The 13,464-nt window shown below is 60.2% G+C and carries 19 protein-coding genes; 13 read left to right on the top strand and 6 right to left on the bottom strand.

The window, feature by feature from the left end:
- Positions 1-34: 34 nt before the first annotated feature.
- Positions 35-286 (top strand): hypothetical protein, encoded by a 252-nt coding sequence (locus NXY83_RS09050; protein ID WP_258805757.1) that lies wholly within the window; start codon positions 35-37, stop codon positions 284-286.
- A 38-nt stretch (positions 287-324) separates the two neighbouring features.
- Positions 325-831, top strand: coding sequence for a hypothetical protein (locus NXY83_RS09045; RefSeq protein ID WP_258805754.1), 507 nt, complete (start codon positions 325-327; stop codon positions 829-831).
- Positions 832-1,021: 190 nt separating this feature from the next.
- On the opposite strand, the gene NXY83_RS09040 is transcribed toward NXY83_RS09045, so the two are convergent.
- Positions 1,022-1,216: a hypothetical protein gene (locus NXY83_RS09040; protein WP_258805753.1), complete on the bottom strand. Its 195-nt coding sequence runs from the start codon at positions 1,214-1,216 to the stop codon at positions 1,022-1,024.
- Positions 1,217-1,586: 370 nt separating this feature from the next.
- On the opposite strand from NXY83_RS09040, the gene NXY83_RS09035 reads away from it, so the two are divergent.
- The 4 genes from NXY83_RS09035 to NXY83_RS09020 all read left to right on the top strand — a co-directional run bounded on the left by NXY83_RS09035 (position 1,587) and on the right by NXY83_RS09020 (position 4,134).
- A complete protein-coding gene (locus NXY83_RS09035; protein ID WP_258805752.1) occupies positions 1,587-2,081 on the top strand; it encodes an Hsp20/alpha crystallin family protein in 495 nt (164 codons plus the stop codon).
- Positions 2,082-2,228: 147 nt separating this feature from the next.
- Positions 2,229-2,528: a DUF4193 domain-containing protein gene (locus NXY83_RS09030; protein ID WP_258805751.1), complete on the top strand. Its 300-nt coding sequence runs from the start codon at positions 2,229-2,231 to the stop codon at positions 2,526-2,528.
- 633 nt (positions 2,529-3,161) lie between these two features.
- The gene (locus NXY83_RS09025) at positions 3,162-3,605 is read left to right on the top strand and encodes an SRPBCC family protein (protein WP_258805750.1); all 444 of its coding nucleotides are present in this window, start codon (positions 3,162-3,164) and stop codon (positions 3,603-3,605) included.
- A 190-nt stretch (positions 3,606-3,795) separates the two neighbouring features.
- Complete coding sequence (locus NXY83_RS09020; protein WP_258805749.1) at positions 3,796-4,134, top strand: hypothetical protein; 339 nt, start codon at positions 3,796-3,798, stop codon at positions 4,132-4,134.
- Between the two features lie 359 nt (positions 4,135-4,493).
- On the opposite strand, the gene NXY83_RS09015 is transcribed toward NXY83_RS09020, so the two are convergent.
- Entirely contained in the window at positions 4,494-4,949 is a 456-nt protein-coding gene (locus NXY83_RS09015) for a hypothetical protein (protein WP_258805748.1), read from the bottom strand.
- Between the two features lie 611 nt (positions 4,950-5,560).
- On the opposite strand from NXY83_RS09015, the gene NXY83_RS09010 reads away from it, so the two are divergent.
- Positions 5,561-6,226, top strand: a complete 666-nt coding sequence (locus NXY83_RS09010; RefSeq protein ID WP_258805747.1) for a hypothetical protein — start codon at positions 5,561-5,563, stop codon at positions 6,224-6,226.
- A gap of 39 nt (positions 6,227-6,265) precedes the next feature.
- On the opposite strand, the gene NXY83_RS09005 is transcribed toward NXY83_RS09010, so the two are convergent.
- Positions 6,266-7,366, bottom strand: a complete 1,101-nt coding sequence (locus NXY83_RS09005) for an IS110 family transposase (RefSeq protein WP_258805746.1) — start codon at positions 7,364-7,366, stop codon at positions 6,266-6,268.
- 883 nt (positions 7,367-8,249) lie between these two features.
- Between NXY83_RS09005 and NXY83_RS09000 the strand changes: the two genes are divergently transcribed.
- The 5 genes from NXY83_RS09000 to NXY83_RS08980 all read left to right on the top strand — a co-directional run bounded on the left by NXY83_RS09000 (position 8,250) and on the right by NXY83_RS08980 (position 11,448).
- Positions 8,250-8,624, top strand: a complete 375-nt coding sequence (locus NXY83_RS09000) for an STAS/SEC14 domain-containing protein (protein ID WP_258805745.1) — start codon at positions 8,250-8,252, stop codon at positions 8,622-8,624.
- Between the two features lie 468 nt (positions 8,625-9,092).
- Positions 9,093-9,242 carry a hypothetical protein gene (locus NXY83_RS08995; RefSeq protein ID WP_258805744.1) on the top strand — a complete coding sequence of 50 codons (150 nt, stop codon included), beginning with the start codon at positions 9,093-9,095 and terminating at the stop codon, positions 9,240-9,242.
- A 450-nt stretch (positions 9,243-9,692) separates the two neighbouring features.
- Entirely contained in the window at positions 9,693-10,130 is a 438-nt protein-coding gene (locus tag NXY83_RS08990) for a hypothetical protein (protein WP_258805743.1), read from the top strand.
- 51 nt (positions 10,131-10,181) lie between these two features.
- Positions 10,182-10,934, top strand: a complete 753-nt coding sequence (locus tag NXY83_RS08985) for a hypothetical protein (protein WP_258805742.1) — start codon at positions 10,182-10,184, stop codon at positions 10,932-10,934.
- 187 nt (positions 10,935-11,121) lie between these two features.
- Complete coding sequence (locus NXY83_RS08980) at positions 11,122-11,448, top strand: hypothetical protein (protein ID WP_258805741.1); 327 nt, start codon at positions 11,122-11,124, stop codon at positions 11,446-11,448.
- A gap of 67 nt (positions 11,449-11,515) precedes the next feature.
- Here NXY83_RS08980 and NXY83_RS08975 read toward each other — a convergent pair whose 3' ends face one another.
- Positions 11,516-11,965, bottom strand: a complete 450-nt coding sequence (locus tag NXY83_RS08975) for a MarR family winged helix-turn-helix transcriptional regulator (RefSeq protein WP_309484131.1) — start codon at positions 11,963-11,965, stop codon at positions 11,516-11,518.
- 255 nt (positions 11,966-12,220) lie between these two features.
- On the opposite strand from NXY83_RS08975, the gene NXY83_RS08970 reads away from it, so the two are divergent.
- Positions 12,221-12,628: a nuclear transport factor 2 family protein gene (locus NXY83_RS08970; RefSeq protein ID WP_258805740.1), complete on the top strand. Its 408-nt coding sequence runs from the start codon at positions 12,221-12,223 to the stop codon at positions 12,626-12,628.
- A 26-nt stretch (positions 12,629-12,654) separates the two neighbouring features.
- Here the strand turns inward: NXY83_RS08970 and NXY83_RS21170 are convergent, their stop codons facing one another.
- Positions 12,655-13,197: a GAF domain-containing protein gene (locus tag NXY83_RS21170; protein ID WP_425327184.1), complete on the bottom strand. Its 543-nt coding sequence runs from the start codon at positions 13,195-13,197 to the stop codon at positions 12,655-12,657.
- Between the two features lie 49 nt (positions 13,198-13,246).
- Entirely contained in the window at positions 13,247-13,414 is a 168-nt protein-coding gene (locus tag NXY83_RS08955) for a hypothetical protein (RefSeq protein ID WP_258805739.1), read from the bottom strand.
- Positions 13,415-13,464: the final 50 nt, after the last annotated feature.

The following is a 13,464-nucleotide window of genomic DNA, read 5'->3' as shown; positions in this document are numbered from 1 at the left end:
CTCCCGAGCGCTACCCCATCGGCATGGAAACGGCATGAACTCTGAACCCAACAACCAGGAAAATCCGGCCCAAGGAAACAAGGACGGAACCAGCCGGCACCAAGGCAAGACATTCTGGGCAACGGCCATCCTCCTCCCGCCGGCACTGCTGCTGTGCTGCATCTGGATGCTGCTGATTTCCAACTACTTTCTCGCCATCGTGTTCTTCTTCGCCGCCATGGCCTCTCTGACCTACTTCGCAGCCAACCGCCGGCGCAGCCGCCTCCCCAAACATGGCCCGCCCTAAAAGTCCAAATTCAACCGTCTCGGCACAGGAACCTCTCTATGAGCCAACCCGAGGGTAAGGGCGTAGCGTACGCATGTGTGCAGGAAGGTCAAAGACTGCCGATGAGGGAAGTGAACCTGGAGCCGGCGCCCCGAAGCTGGGTGGAAAAGGTCTACGACTTGGGTAGCCTGCATGTCCTTCCGGCGGCGGTAATCCTGCTGTTCGCGTTCCCTCCCTTAAGCGCCATCGTGGGACACTGGCCGGCGCTGGCCATTCTCATTCCGGCCACCATTGCCCTAACTGCGCTGGTCTCGTCGCCGATCATTTCCATGCAAAGACGACGTGTTGCACGGGACGCCGAACAAGGTCTTTTCCAATGCGCCCTTCGGAAAAGTGGATCAACACTCAAGGGGAAGTGGGCAGCAGGATACGCGAAAATTGAACCGGGCCGGTTCCTGTTTCAGACAACGATCCCCGCGACTGGCAGCGGACTCATCGCAAGCTCCAGAGCTGCGCCTGGTTGGCCAGCCGGCAAGGCCCAAGTGGTCAACCTTTCCGCGGAATGAAGTCCTAACGGTCAGTACCGATAAAGGGACCATAGAGTTGGCAGCTACTCCCGCAAGCCTGAGACTGCTCACAAACAGTTTCTTGAGCGGTCGCTAGGCCCCTAACTCCGCGCCTGGCCGAAAAAAGGCGATGCCCCACATATTGAGCAGGAACGACACAGCAGACTGCACTGTCCTGCGCGGCTGCGGCTTATTCGCGCTTTCGGGGCTGCGTTGCATCAAAGAACTGCAATTCCTCGCTGATTTCGCGTGTTCCGACACCCGTGCCCTTCTCGCGGATGAAATCGAGGTCCTCTCGGGAAAGCAGCATTTGGCCGTGTTCATCAACTTCGATGTGCCCTGCAGCAATTTCCTTGATCCTGGCACTGACGGTGTGCGGCACCATTACGCATCCTGGATTATCCAAGAGCCACTGGCGCGTCTCTGAGTCAAGTCGGTCCCACTCGTTTTGGAGTGTCATCTCTTTTGTTCCACCTTTCCAGTTTCCCAAAACCAGGGTCTGAGGATCCCGCTAAGGGTACATCGCACGCCAAGAGAAGATCAGTTTCGAGCTTTTCGTCTCCGGGATCATTCAGCTGATGGTCAAAACCTGCTGCCTGCAGCGCGTCTACGAAAGCCCGCCAGTCCCCCGTCGGTGGGCATTTCTTCGGGCTTAACAACAGGGCCATGCAGGCGTATTTTAATGCTGTTCAAATCCGATCCCGGCCCCGGCCGTGTCGGTTGCGGGGGCTGGGCAGCAAATAGGAGGCAGCACGATGAACAATCTTCTGCGGTGGTCCGGCGTGGACATTGCCGATCCTGTCCGTCGGTTCCTGGAAGGCGAAGCAAGGTCCTGGCTCCGGGTTGAGGAGTACCGCGAGGGCGATTCGATGGTGGTCAAAGCTGAGGTGCCAGGGATTGATCCTGGCAAGGACGTTGACATCACGCTGACCGGGGACGAGCTTCGCATCGACGTACGCCATGAGGAGAAATCGGAGCACAAAGACAAGAGCGGGTACCGCTCAGAATTCCGGTACGGCACCTTCTCCCGGACAGTAGCCCTGCCAGGGGCTGTCAAGGAAGAAGACATCCGCGCTTCCTACACCGACGGGATCCTCGAAGTCCGGATCCCGGTATCCGAGCAGCAGGAAAGACCGTCACGGAAGATACCGATCACCCACAGCGGCGAAGCAACCGGAGCAAACCGCGGAACCAGCACCAGCGAAAGTGACACCGCTGGCAGTGGAACATATGCCGGAACCCAAACCTAAACCACAAGAAGCCACCGGGGACTGCGGGCCTGTCCTGCTGCTGACACCGGAAAGGTCCATTCCGGCGTCGCGCACCGGACAGACCCGCACCGGCACTGCCGAGGGTGATCCCGACATACCTCCTGGGCAAGACATAAAGGAGAACCAGTGTCCATCGACTACGACGCACCCCGCACAAGGGCCGATGACGAGACGGCGGAGCCACCCGATGAGCTCAAGACAGACAAGGCCTCACCCGCGGCGGCTGTCATCGACGTGGACGACGGCGACCTTGCCGATACTTTCGAACTTCCCGGCGCTGACCTTTCAAGTGCAGAACTGCTGGTCCACATTGTGCCGGTCCAACCCGACGAGTTCACCTGCGTGTCCTGCTTCCTGGTTCACCACCGCAGCCAACTCGCCAGGGAAAGCGACGGAAACAAGTGCTGCACCGAGTGCGAAAGCTGAACCAGCCCGGGTCACCGTGATCAAGTCAGCGGAAGGACCTTTAGCAGCAATGGCAAACGCCCATAAACTTAATAACCACACCTTCAGGACTGTTTCTGCTCAACTCTGGCTCATGGCCAGTCTGCACGCCTGAATTGCCCGGGTCCTCGAAGCAGCAGCGTCGAGTTGCTCATCCACTCATCAGATGATCGCCGACCCGCCTCGGATGATTCCGGAATGCCGGGCTCTTGCAAATCCTCCGGCCCAACTTCCCCTGTCTGCGCCACTGGCATTTTCATTGACCCCTTGGACGAGCTTGGGGAAATCCACACTAGGGGCAGGGGCAAGTCAAAGGAAGAGTGTTTATACAACGACGTTACTAATTGAGCTAATCTTGAGAATGCACAAACTTGACGGCAACCATGGCCACACCTGACGCAGGTTCCTGCCCCATCTGGACGAATCCGTACTCAAGTGGCGGCGCACCGATCTTGATGACGACGGAGTCTGGAAAGTATTCGTTCAAAACTTCATCGCACAACTGCCCCAGAGGATTGAAAAGCTACGCTGGGGCCTTAGCACCGGAGGGGCTGGAACACCTGGAGCGAATTTCCCGCTACCGGGGGAAACGGTGAAGCAGAGAAAGGAAGCCTCATGAGAAGGCTCCAACTGGAAACGATCACCGAGCTGCAGGCTCCGGCTTCAAAGGTCTTCGATTTCGTCGCAGACCACACGAACGCGCCCAGATGGCAAAGCGGCATCGACGAGATACGGCGCATCACGCCGGGTCCTCTCGGCGTTGGCACCGAGCATGAACTAACGCGGCGATTCGCAGGGATGAAGATCGTCACCCGTAATCGCTTCATCGCCTACGAACCTGGCCGCTTCGTCGCCTTCGAGCTACCCTCGGGCAAGATGACCGGAGTCGCCTCATACCTGGTCGAGCCCACCGGTGCCAACACCTGTCGACTCATCAGCAAAGTGGATTTCCAAGTAACCGGGCTGGCCCGGTTCGCCCTCCCCCTTCTAAAGCTGATCTTCAAGCGAGACGACGAGAAGGCCCTAGCCAACCTCAAGGTCCTGATGGAAAACCCCTGAACCGTTGATTGATCCTCGTTTTGGGCGCATATATAGGACTGGTACTCGGCGCGCAAACGTCCGGATGATGCCCGGACACGGACAATAGTAAGTAACCTTACGACCGATTTGCTGAACATCAGCCCCATGCGTAACGTGAGGCACGCACCGGGATTAGAACCCCCTTTCGCTCAACGAAGGAGTACGACCCATGCAGATCACCAAGACACTTGCCACAGCAGCCCTCACCTCTTCGCTGGCATTCGGCGGCGCCGGAATGGCCCAGGCAGCCACCAACCAGAACGCAGGAGCCGTCGGCGGCCTTGTCGCCGCGGCAGTGAACGCGGACCGCACAGTAGACATCGACCAGATCCAGCTCGTCACCGTCAACGGTGACATCCTGAGCAACATCGACGTGGACGTTCCCGTGAACAACGTGCTCAACGGCATTACGGTCAACGCCCTGAACGACAACGACATCGACGTCCAGGACGTCGTGGATGTCACCGTCGTGGACAACGTGCTCGTCGTCGTCGTTGACGTCCTCTAGCACCGGCACCATCATGCAGGCAGGTTCCTGCTGCCACAAGGAGGGCCGCCCCGACCCGGGGCGGCCCTCCTTCGCATCTAGAGGCTGTCACCGGTTCTCAAGCTGAGGAAGGGCCCTGCCTGCAGCATGGAATAACAGCATTCACAGTTCGGCTTCCTTCGCCGGGTTCAGCCTGGCGTACGGTAGCTGATGTGCTGAATCTGGAGCCAACCCAGTGCATCCATGCGGAGGCTGGTTACTCTTCACACCTGGGGACCAGTGTCGGTTACCGCCTCAAGTACGCCGCCACTTATGGCAGCGATTCACATCAAAAATTCTCGATTAGCGCGTCCCCGTCTTACTAAAGGATCAGGGATCGTTCACCATCGGCTCTTCCTAATTGGTTGTGATTGCGTATAGGACTCGGGAAGCTTGGTCTTGGCCCCGGAGATGCGAAGTGGATCAGGCGATCCCCGCCGGAGGCGTTCCTCCCGACTGCGATACACAACCACCATTTCCCAGATGAGGTAAACGGCTGCCAGGGCCATCAGCACTGCACCGAACAAGGTTGCCCATTGGGCACTCGCCTTTCCAACCGGATTTGTGATGAATACGTATATGCCGAGGGACAGCATGGGCAGCAGGAACAGCAGCGCGGGCAGGTTCTGCCACCACCGTGTACTTCCGTTAGGTGGACCTCCCAACTCTTTTTTGGTGTAGCTGTGCAGCATCCCGTCCTTGGTTAGGTACAAAACCCGTTGCTCCCCGCGGGCAAGAGCCGCTTCATGCTCGGTACGCACTGCATCATCGTGTTCCTGGTGGCCGTTGACTGCCATATTCCCCCGACATCAAGCATTCTCTGGCCTCTCGGCCCCTCAAACCACCGATTTTACGGTCGTTTTTGACTGTAGCTTTAGGGTCCCCCACCGGGCAGTTTTCGGGCGGGTCTTATGGAGGGCTCCAGTGGATTATCAGATCACGAAGCAATCATTTTGAGGAAGAATCGAGGGTGTGCTGGGGGTGAACGGCCATGCAAGCGGGTACGGCAACACCAGCCCGGACTTCCATGTCACTGACAACGCAAGAAAACGCATCCGGATACCCCGTCGGGTATAAAGAGCAAGTGCGCATCCCGTGCCACGGCGGACACGCCGTTACCGGAATGTGACAAACTTTGCTGGTCTGAAGTACGGTCTAAGTGGTGCCGGTTTCTCCTTGAGGCGGCACTCCCGAACAGATTGCCTAATTCTGCCGCTGCCCGGGATCAGTTCGCTTTTCGTCCGGCAGAGACGGGGAACCCATTATTGGCCTGCTTCTGGCAGGTCTTGGGGTGAAGCCGTGCCTGGTGCACTTTTGTGCCTGACGCGGCCGGGTGCCTCCCGCCGCACCAACCTCCGGTATCGGCGCTACGGCTGCCTGCTGCCCGAAAACGAAAGACTGACCAGACATGACCGTTCAGAACGACCTCAGCCGCGAAGACGTTGCCTCCTATGAGGCAGAGCTCGCGAAACGGACTCCCTCGCTCTACTCGCGCTACATCGGCGCGATGCTCTACTTCATGGGCGCGGCCCTTATTGCCGGCGCCGTCGTGCACTATCCGGTCAACCCGGGCCTGTACACGATCATCTGCGTCGTCGGTGCGTTCGTGTTCCTCCTCGGCACCATCGTCAACGAGTTCGTGCTTGTCGATGAGCGCCCGCTGCTGAGCCGGGCCATCTCGCTCGTCGCGTTCTCGCTCCTGCTCTCCTTCGGCGTCGGCCTGGTCGGCGGCGGCATCCAGCACTTCGAACAGTTCCCCGAGCGCAGCGCCTGGATGACTCCGATCGGCCTGCTGATGTCGTACGTCGCGTTCATCGCCAAGGACGCCAAGGGCGGCCTGCGCCACCTGGTCAGCCCATTTGCCGCAGGTGTCGTGTTGGTCGCCGTGCTGACGTGGTTCGGCATGTCCGCCCTCGCAAGCACCCTCGACTCCGAGAGCCACAGCCACGACTCCACGCCGGCACCGTCGCAGGCACCCGCGGAGGCTCCGACCAGCGAAGACCGCACCCGCGACAAGCCGACGGACGCCCCCGCAGCGCCCGCACCCGACACCCACACGTCGCACAGCCACTAACCCGAAGCCCGGCATGCTCAGCCGCACCTTCGTGTGCTCCTATTCCGGGTAAGGGTCTGCCCCGACAAAGTGGGATGGTTCCGCGGTGGCGTAAAGGGAGTTGAGTTGGCGGTAGAGGATTCGGGCGATGTAGCGCTTGAGGGATCTCCGGATTTCGCGGTAGCTACGGCCTTCTTGAGTGCGTTTGGCGACGTAGTCCCGGGTTCCGGGATCGTGGACCATCCGGGTCATGGTGATGGTGTGCAAGGCTCGGTTGAGGCGTCTATCACCACCCCGGTTGAGCCTGTGCCGGACAGTGTTACCGCTTGAGGCTGGCAAGGGATTCACCCCTGCCAGCGAGGCGAAGGCAGCTTCGCTGCGGACCCTTCCTGGATGCGACCAAGCTGTCAGGACGGTAGCGACCGTGACAGCCCCGGCACCCACCATCTCCAACAGCGGCGCCGCGGGGCTTTGCTGGACCAGCTCTGTCATGCGCTTCTGGTTCGCAGTCAGCTGAGTGGTAACTTCGAGAACGCGGCGCGCCAACCGAACTGCTTCCTGGCGCGCGATCGATAGTTCGATCTGCTCCTGTCGTTCCCGCCATCTGGTGATCGTGGCGATCTGGGCGGGAACCAATGGTTTACGAGCGTCGATTCCCAGATCATGTGCCCGGAGTAAGGCGATGAGTGCATTGACAGTCATTGTTCGTTCCCGGGTCAACTGATCCCGGGCTGCGCTCAGGATCCTGAGTCCGGCACGGGTTCCTTCATCCCGGCGCGGGGCTCGGAGCTGGGACTCCTCTAAGCCGATGACAGCGGTTCCGATGGCTGCGGCGTCCAGCGGGTCGGATTTGCCGATCGCCCGGCGCCCTCGGGCGTTCATCCGTGGAGCTTCGGCGACGTCGTAGCCGGCGTCGGCTGCTGTCCTGGCGAGACGTGCCCCGTAAGAGCCGATGCCCTCAACGGCCCATAGACAGGCCATATCGCCGTCTGTCCGTCGGCCTACCCAGGCAAGTGCGCGGGAAATCCCTGCCGGGGTGGTCGGGAACTGCTCACACGCGATCTGTCGCTTGGTGCTGGCTTCGATGATGGCGTAGGTGTGTGTGCGGGCGTGACAGTCCACGCCGATTACGAATGGGCGGGTCTGCGCAACGATGGTCAACGCGGCTACCCTCCTTCCTTTCGAACGGGCAAGACTGGTCGCATCACGACCGGCGCTGGACCTGGGAGGTGTCACTTCGAGGCAATACTGTGATGAGCCACAACCGCAGGGGCTGGGCAAGCTTCTAATCAAGCCACCGTCGTGGGACAGGTCAGCGCCGGCCGCTCCACCCAGCGCGGACAAGTCGGGGGGAATGCACCCTCAAGGGGCAATTGTTTTTTCGAGTCACGCGCCAGGCAGAACGACCGGCATCAACGCTGCCAGCTAGTCCCAGACCAGCCACTGCAAGACTCACAGTTGTTTTTTGTTGCTGGCACGTAGTGCTCTACGGGGCCGACGGAGGCGACTCCTCCCGCCAGGGCAAGGTGCTGGAAATCTTCGAAAGGAAATAAGCGACGTAGGAGCGCCGTCGAAGAATTCCAGTGCCGCAGGGCCCCTGAGGAACGAAGGGGTCAGGAGCTTGAGCCGGAGCGGAACCGTATGATCCGAAGGACAGCCACAAAAAGGTCGAAGACGTGGAACAGGTGATGACGGGCAGGAGCTCTGCGACGGACCGGCAGTACCCAACAGCCGGCCACGGAGCGAAGTGGAGTGGACGCCCAAACACTGGTGGCAGCGCAGCGCAGACCAGGGCGAGCCCTGCGAGCATGCCCGTCCCCCGGCCACGGATTCACCCCGGCCAGCCACTCCCCTGGGCTTGCCGCCGACACCAGGTAAGCAGCGTGGGTCCCCTGCGGGAACGAGGTCCGCCGGCAACCACCAGCCCAAGCCAGCCACTGGCGGCGGACCGCCCCACTGAAACCGGCCCCCAATAGGTGCCATTCTTTATCCATTCGGTTTACATTTGGTTGAATGAATGAAGAAGGCTTGGGGGTTACAGATAATGGTGTCTGTTGGATCAGGCAAAGCTGAAGTGTTTTTGGACGAACACGGGATCCTTCAGCTGAAGTGGTCGCGCCAGGCCATCATCCACTCAAGTGATGCTGAGGGGGCCGTGCAGATGGTCAACGAGCTGCGCGGACAAACGGAACGCCCATTGCTGGTGGACATGGCCACGACGTCCGAGGTCAGCCGCGGGGCCCGGGCTGTCTTCGCCCAGCCTTGCCAGGCATCACACGTGGCGCTGCCGGGCGCCTCGCCCGTAGACAAAGTCATTGCCAACTTCGTTTTGGCCATGAACAAGACAGCCCGTCCCAAACGCTTTTTCACTTCCCGGACAGAAGCCATGGAGTGGCTAATGAAAAGCGCTGCTGCCTGACCTGACCCGGCCACGACGGTGGACCGTCCGCGTACTTATGGCAAACGTCGGTGCTGTTGGGCTTAGGCCATAGCTTGGTTGAGTCCGAAGAGTTGCTGTGACGAGGTCGATCAGGCGCTCGGGCACGTTCCGCTTCCAAACCCCCGGCGATTCTCGCAACTATGTACCGCAACTCGGACTGCGATATCGATAGTCATCATAAATTCTGCGACAAGGAAGTCACCCGGTATCGGTGGTGCGTCTTTAGGTCCGTAGTGGTGTCCCACTCCAGCCTCTGGGAACATAAGAAAATCAGTGACATCTGCGCGTCCCTCCACAACGGCATCAGCGCTACCGAACCACGACCACCACCCTCCTGTTCTGAGAGGATCGGACCCATGGAAACACGCACTGTTGCCCACATCTACGAGCAGCTCAAGACGCTCCGGCCCCAGCTCGCGCAGCTTGCCGACCAGGGCAAGGATCGTCATGGCCACGGATGACCTCGTGCCGGTCAAAGACTCAAGGCTGGCCACAGCCTCAGCACTGGCGGGACTGGACGCAGCCATCGCTGCGACGACCTGGATGGAAACCCTCGCCACCACAGACGGCGAGTATCCCGCCCTGGACGGAGCCTGACTAGCCTTCGCTCAAACTGGAGAACAACCTTCCGCCATGCGGCTTTGCTCTTGCCGAGGCCCAGCGGGTCCACCCCCTGCGGATGTCCCATCCCGTAGCCGACGCACCTAATTGGTGGAGTGCAGGGACGTCCTCGTTAGACCAGTTCGCCGTTCGCCATATAGCAAGGACGGTGAGCACTCCGGCACCGACCATGGGTACGGAGTGAACAAAAAAGGTGACCAAAGATTCTGTCGTCATGCGCGAAGCGTAGATGCCTCCTCTGACAATGCCTGCGACACGAACTTTGCGCTGTGTTAATCCACTCGTTGTTCTTCTTATTTCCATCTACGGTGTGGAGCGGAAGCCCGCCCATCCCCCATTGGCGGGCTTTTCCGTTCCCTGCCGGCTTTGCCTGATTCATCCACGGGGTACTGCCACTAAAACGTCCCAGTCAGGAGAGGCAGCGCCATGCCAGAGGTACCTCAGGAAGACCGGATCGGCAAGGTTGAGCTACGCGAAGGCTTTGTGCATCTGTGCTGGAGTCCCGGTGCCTGGATTGACGAAGATGCGGCACGGGCCATGATGATCCAAGCCAGCGAGTTCTGCGCCGGACGAAGGCTGCCCCTACTCGTGGAAATGGCCGGGCTGAAGGGGTTGGACCACCGTGCAGGGGCTATTTTCGCCGCCGAATGGTCCTTCACGCGGACAGCGATTGTTGGGTCCTCACCGGTTGATGAAATCATTGCCACCTTTTACATGGCACGCCACCACCGCGTTTACCCGACGCAGTTCTTCTTTTCCTTAAGCGATGCAAGGGTATGGCTCCAGGAGCACGACCCTGCCGACTGCAGCGAGGCGGCTCAAGCGCACCCTAATCAAGCCCCGGCCGGCATTGAGGACCTGTAACCATCAGCGCTGAGGCTGCTGAGGCAGGGACCGGTGGATAGACTCGCTGGCATGCCGGTCACTGACAATGTCGCCTGGGATGGGCGTCTGGAGTCCTTTAAGGGCAGGGACACGCCGTACTATGTGACCACGGCGGCGGCGACCGCGGCACAATGCACGTTCTGCGGCCGGCCGCTGCGGCCCGGCCAATTGCTCTCCTTGAGCGTGGACATCACCGAAAGCACCGCATCGGACGGGACGGAGTACCTCGCATTCAGTAACTATGTCTCCCACCGGAAATGCAAAGAACCGGAGCTGACCGTCCGCAGGGCTGCCTGGAGGCCGACAGCCCTGACGCCCCTCGCCGCCCGGGTGATCCTCACCCAGGAAGCCAGTGGTCCCGGCAGTCCCGAAACCATCGTGGCGGCGCTGGCATACACGCTGGTCCCGGTCCTGACCTGCCGTGAGGCAGGAGGGGAACTGACCTCTGTGCTGGTATCGGTTCTGCTCTTCCACGGTTTCGAGCTGGCCATGAGTCCGGGGTACAGCCGGATCCTGGCACAGGCTCCCGAGGTGGAAGAAAGCTGTGCCATGACAATCACCGGCACCGGTCTTGTCACCATCACCGTTGGTGAGGAAACCTTCTACGTGGAGCAACTGAATTCCAAGAACCCGGATGATGCTGAGTGGCTGGATGCAGCAAGCAACGGCAGCGTCCTGATTATCGCCGGGGACAACCTGGTCATCACCGACACCAGAATCGACCTCGAGACCGCCGCACGGTTCGGCACGCTGGTCATCGGCTACGCCCCAGTCCGTTTCTGACGGCTACACCTTCACCTAGTTGCGAAGCCGCTGAGATGACCGTAGTCGTCCGCACCATCTCTGGACATTGCCTCAAGGTTCCGTTAGGCGCCTGGCCGATCTCCAGTACCAGTGCTGACCTCATGGCCGCTAGTTCTTAATTTTTGGGGTTCTTGCGGGGTGCCGGTAGCAGAAGCAAGGATTGGTTATGAGAGACCTGCGGCACGAAGCCAGGATCCTGCTGCAGCGGGAAAATGTCGCTTCAATCGATCTATGGATCACGTACTGGAATCACGGCGGGCGCTGTCATCCCTTTGAATTCGACGCCTTCATCAATGAATTAGTGCCCCTTGCCTGGTCGGAAATGGAAGCACTCGCTCTCGCGCTGGATGAACTAACTCTGGAAGCCATCAGCAAAGCGTTGGTGCAGTTGTTGAAGCAGCCGGCCAGGGCGCAGTGCTGCCAGTGCCCGACCTCATCTAAAGCCCGCTATCCAGTAACGACGCTGCAGGCAGATGCGTGCGCGGGCGCGTAAGCCACGGTTCTCATGTCTGCGCCGTGTGCACCACTAACGTGCCACCGCTCCGCTGCAGGACGGCGAGTCAGTTACCGGTCGCCCGGCTTGATTCCTTGGCTCCAGAGGCCAGTAGGAGCACGATGGTTTGCAGTTCCTTGCGTAGCTTGTCCCCATCCACTGCCACGCGTGTCAATACCGTGCGGTCCACTTCACGGGCCTCGTTGATCACCCGGGCGCCGACGTCGGTGATGGAGACAACCTGGCTTCTGCGGTCAGAAGGGCTGGGCTGGCGGCGGATGTAGCCCCAGGCCTCCAGGCGGGACAAGGTTTTACCCATTGTCTGGTTCTGCACACGGACCTTTTGGGCAATCATCGCCTGGCTCATGGGCTCCTCGGCTGCCGAGAGGACATCAAGGGCTATCACCCCGGCATGGGTGAGGCCGGCATCGGCCAGCTTCTCGTTCCAGGAATGTTCGACCAGTCTGGCCGCTGTCGATAACAGGCGGCCGGTGGGCCAGGAATCCATGTCAGCCATTAGTGAATCATAAAGCTTGGGCGGACCCACCTACGCCGTGGACGGGCTGGCTCGCCACAGGTCATACAGGAAGGAATAGCTTCTCCAATGCTCAGGAAGTGCGCGTAAATCGTTGGTGCCTTCTTTCTGACCTGGTCGCAATGCCATCTGCGTGGCCATACAGCTCAGTTATAGCTGGCCGCGATCTGCCCGGCCTCAAGCATTGTCGTCAAAGGATCCTGAAGTTACATTGGTCCTGGACTGACGAGGTGAGTAATGCTCGAAGACACGGACCTCCTGCAGGCTCTGCAGCGTCACTGGGAGTACTCCGGTAAGGACGAGGACATCGCCCACGAGATCTATCACGACGACGCGGTGCTTGAGTTCCCCCAGTCCGGGGAGCGGTTCGAAGGCGTGGAAAACTTCCGCGAATGGCGGAGACAGTATCCAGCAAACATAAAGTTCCACACGCGTAGAATCACTCACCGTGCGGACTTGGTTGTTGTGGAGAATCTGATCAGTTATGAGGGTGCGCCATGGATGTTCACCGTGAGCCTGATGGAGTTTCGGGGCGACCGGGTTGCGCACGAGCGGATTTACATTATGGATGGCTGGGATGCCCCGCAATGGCGCAGCCCCTGGCGGTCACAAAGTCTTCCAGACCCGCCCCCGCCACCTCCCTAGCTCAGCATCCCTCCTCACGTTAGGCACTACCTCACAGACGACGAAGGCCACCCACTCCCGAAGAATATGGCAGGACCGGGAGCGGCTACGCGGGTGTCAGTCGTCAAAGCGCAGGGGCTGGTCGGGGGTGACTCCGAGGCGGGCGATGATGTCTGCTGCGACGTGGTGGAGTTTTTGGTTCCGGTTGCTGGAGGCTTTGGCAAGCAGTCTGAATGCGTCGTCGTGGCGCAACGGTTCTGTGCCATGATGACGCCGCAGGCGGCATCGATGATGGTCCTGGTGGCCATGGCGGTTTTCAGGTCCGCGTTAAGCTGTTCACCGGTCTCGATCCGGATCGCCAGGCGCAGGGTACTGCCGGCCACGTGCGCGAACCCTTCGGCTTCCTTGATGACAGTGTCAGTGAACACGCCGGCGGTGGGAGCGAAAAAATTCAGCACCGCCTCAGCTGTTTTCCCCAGGTCCATGGGCACGCCAAGGGCGCTGCGGCACCCCTCTGCCGCCAAGGCCCGGCTGTACCTGGGCCAGTTCTTGTCTGTTGCTACATCATCCAGCAGGACCGGGCGGCCCACGTTCAAGGCGTCCAGGCAGGGACCCTGGGCAAGGCTTTGTTCGATGTGGTCAAAGCATGACGGCCTTGTCGCTGCTGCCCGCCACGGTGGCGGTCCGTTTGCGCCGGCGCAAGGTCAGCGCGCAGTCGATCATTTGGCCGGCTGCCTTGCTGATCGCATCTGCAGCGAAACCGGTCAGGCCGTTCAAGACCGTTTGAAGGTCAGCACTGTCTGCCACCAAGCTGGTGCAGGCTGATGATGTGCTCGGCGTGCCCCGGCGATTCCATG

This window comes from Pseudarthrobacter sp. NS4 (assembly GCF_024758005.1).
Classification (GTDB): domain Bacteria; phylum Actinomycetota; class Actinomycetes; order Actinomycetales; family Micrococcaceae; genus Arthrobacter.
This window is presented reverse-complemented; position numbering and strand designations above follow the sequence as displayed.

What these genes read in the sequence shown, in the direction of transcription:
- NXY83_RS08980 (WP_258805741.1), top strand. Translation starts at nt 11,122, where the DNA reads ATGAGAGACCTGCGGCACGAAGCCAGGATCCTGCTGCAGCGGGAAAAT.
- NXY83_RS09035 (WP_258805752.1), top strand. Translation starts at nt 1,587, where the DNA reads ATGAACAATCTTCTGCGGTGGTCCGGCGTGGACATTGCCGATCCTGTC.
- NXY83_RS09040 (WP_258805753.1), bottom strand. Translation starts at nt 1,216, where the DNA reads ATGGTGCCGCACACCGTCAGTGCCAGGATCAAGGAAATTGCTGCAGGG.
- NXY83_RS08970 (WP_258805740.1), top strand. Translation starts at nt 12,221, where the DNA reads ATGCTCGAAGACACGGACCTCCTGCAGGCTCTGCAGCGTCACTGGGAG.
- NXY83_RS09000 (WP_258805745.1), top strand. Translation starts at nt 8,250, where the DNA reads ATGGTGTCTGTTGGATCAGGCAAAGCTGAAGTGTTTTTGGACGAACAC.
- NXY83_RS08990 (WP_258805743.1), top strand. Translation starts at nt 9,693, where the DNA reads ATGCCAGAGGTACCTCAGGAAGACCGGATCGGCAAGGTTGAGCTACGC.
- NXY83_RS08995 (WP_258805744.1), top strand. Translation starts at nt 9,093, where the DNA reads ATGGCCACGGATGACCTCGTGCCGGTCAAAGACTCAAGGCTGGCCACA.
- NXY83_RS09020 (WP_258805749.1), top strand. Translation starts at nt 3,796, where the DNA reads ATGCAGATCACCAAGACACTTGCCACAGCAGCCCTCACCTCTTCGCTG.
- NXY83_RS09010 (WP_258805747.1), top strand. Translation starts at nt 5,561, where the DNA reads ATGACCGTTCAGAACGACCTCAGCCGCGAAGACGTTGCCTCCTATGAG.
- NXY83_RS08975 (WP_309484131.1), bottom strand. Translation starts at nt 11,965, where the DNA reads ATGGCTGACATGGATTCCTGGCCCACCGGCCGCCTGTTATCGACAGCG.
- NXY83_RS09045 (WP_258805754.1), top strand. Translation starts at nt 325, where the DNA reads ATGAGCCAACCCGAGGGTAAGGGCGTAGCGTACGCATGTGTGCAGGAA.
- NXY83_RS08985 (WP_258805742.1), top strand. Translation starts at nt 10,182, where the DNA reads ATGCCGGTCACTGACAATGTCGCCTGGGATGGGCGTCTGGAGTCCTTT.
- NXY83_RS09025 (WP_258805750.1), top strand. Translation starts at nt 3,162, where the DNA reads ATGAGAAGGCTCCAACTGGAAACGATCACCGAGCTGCAGGCTCCGGCT.
- NXY83_RS09050 (WP_258805757.1), top strand. Translation starts at nt 35, where the DNA reads ATGAACTCTGAACCCAACAACCAGGAAAATCCGGCCCAAGGAAACAAG.
- NXY83_RS09015 (WP_258805748.1), bottom strand. Translation starts at nt 4,949, where the DNA reads ATGGCAGTCAACGGCCACCAGGAACACGATGATGCAGTGCGTACCGAG.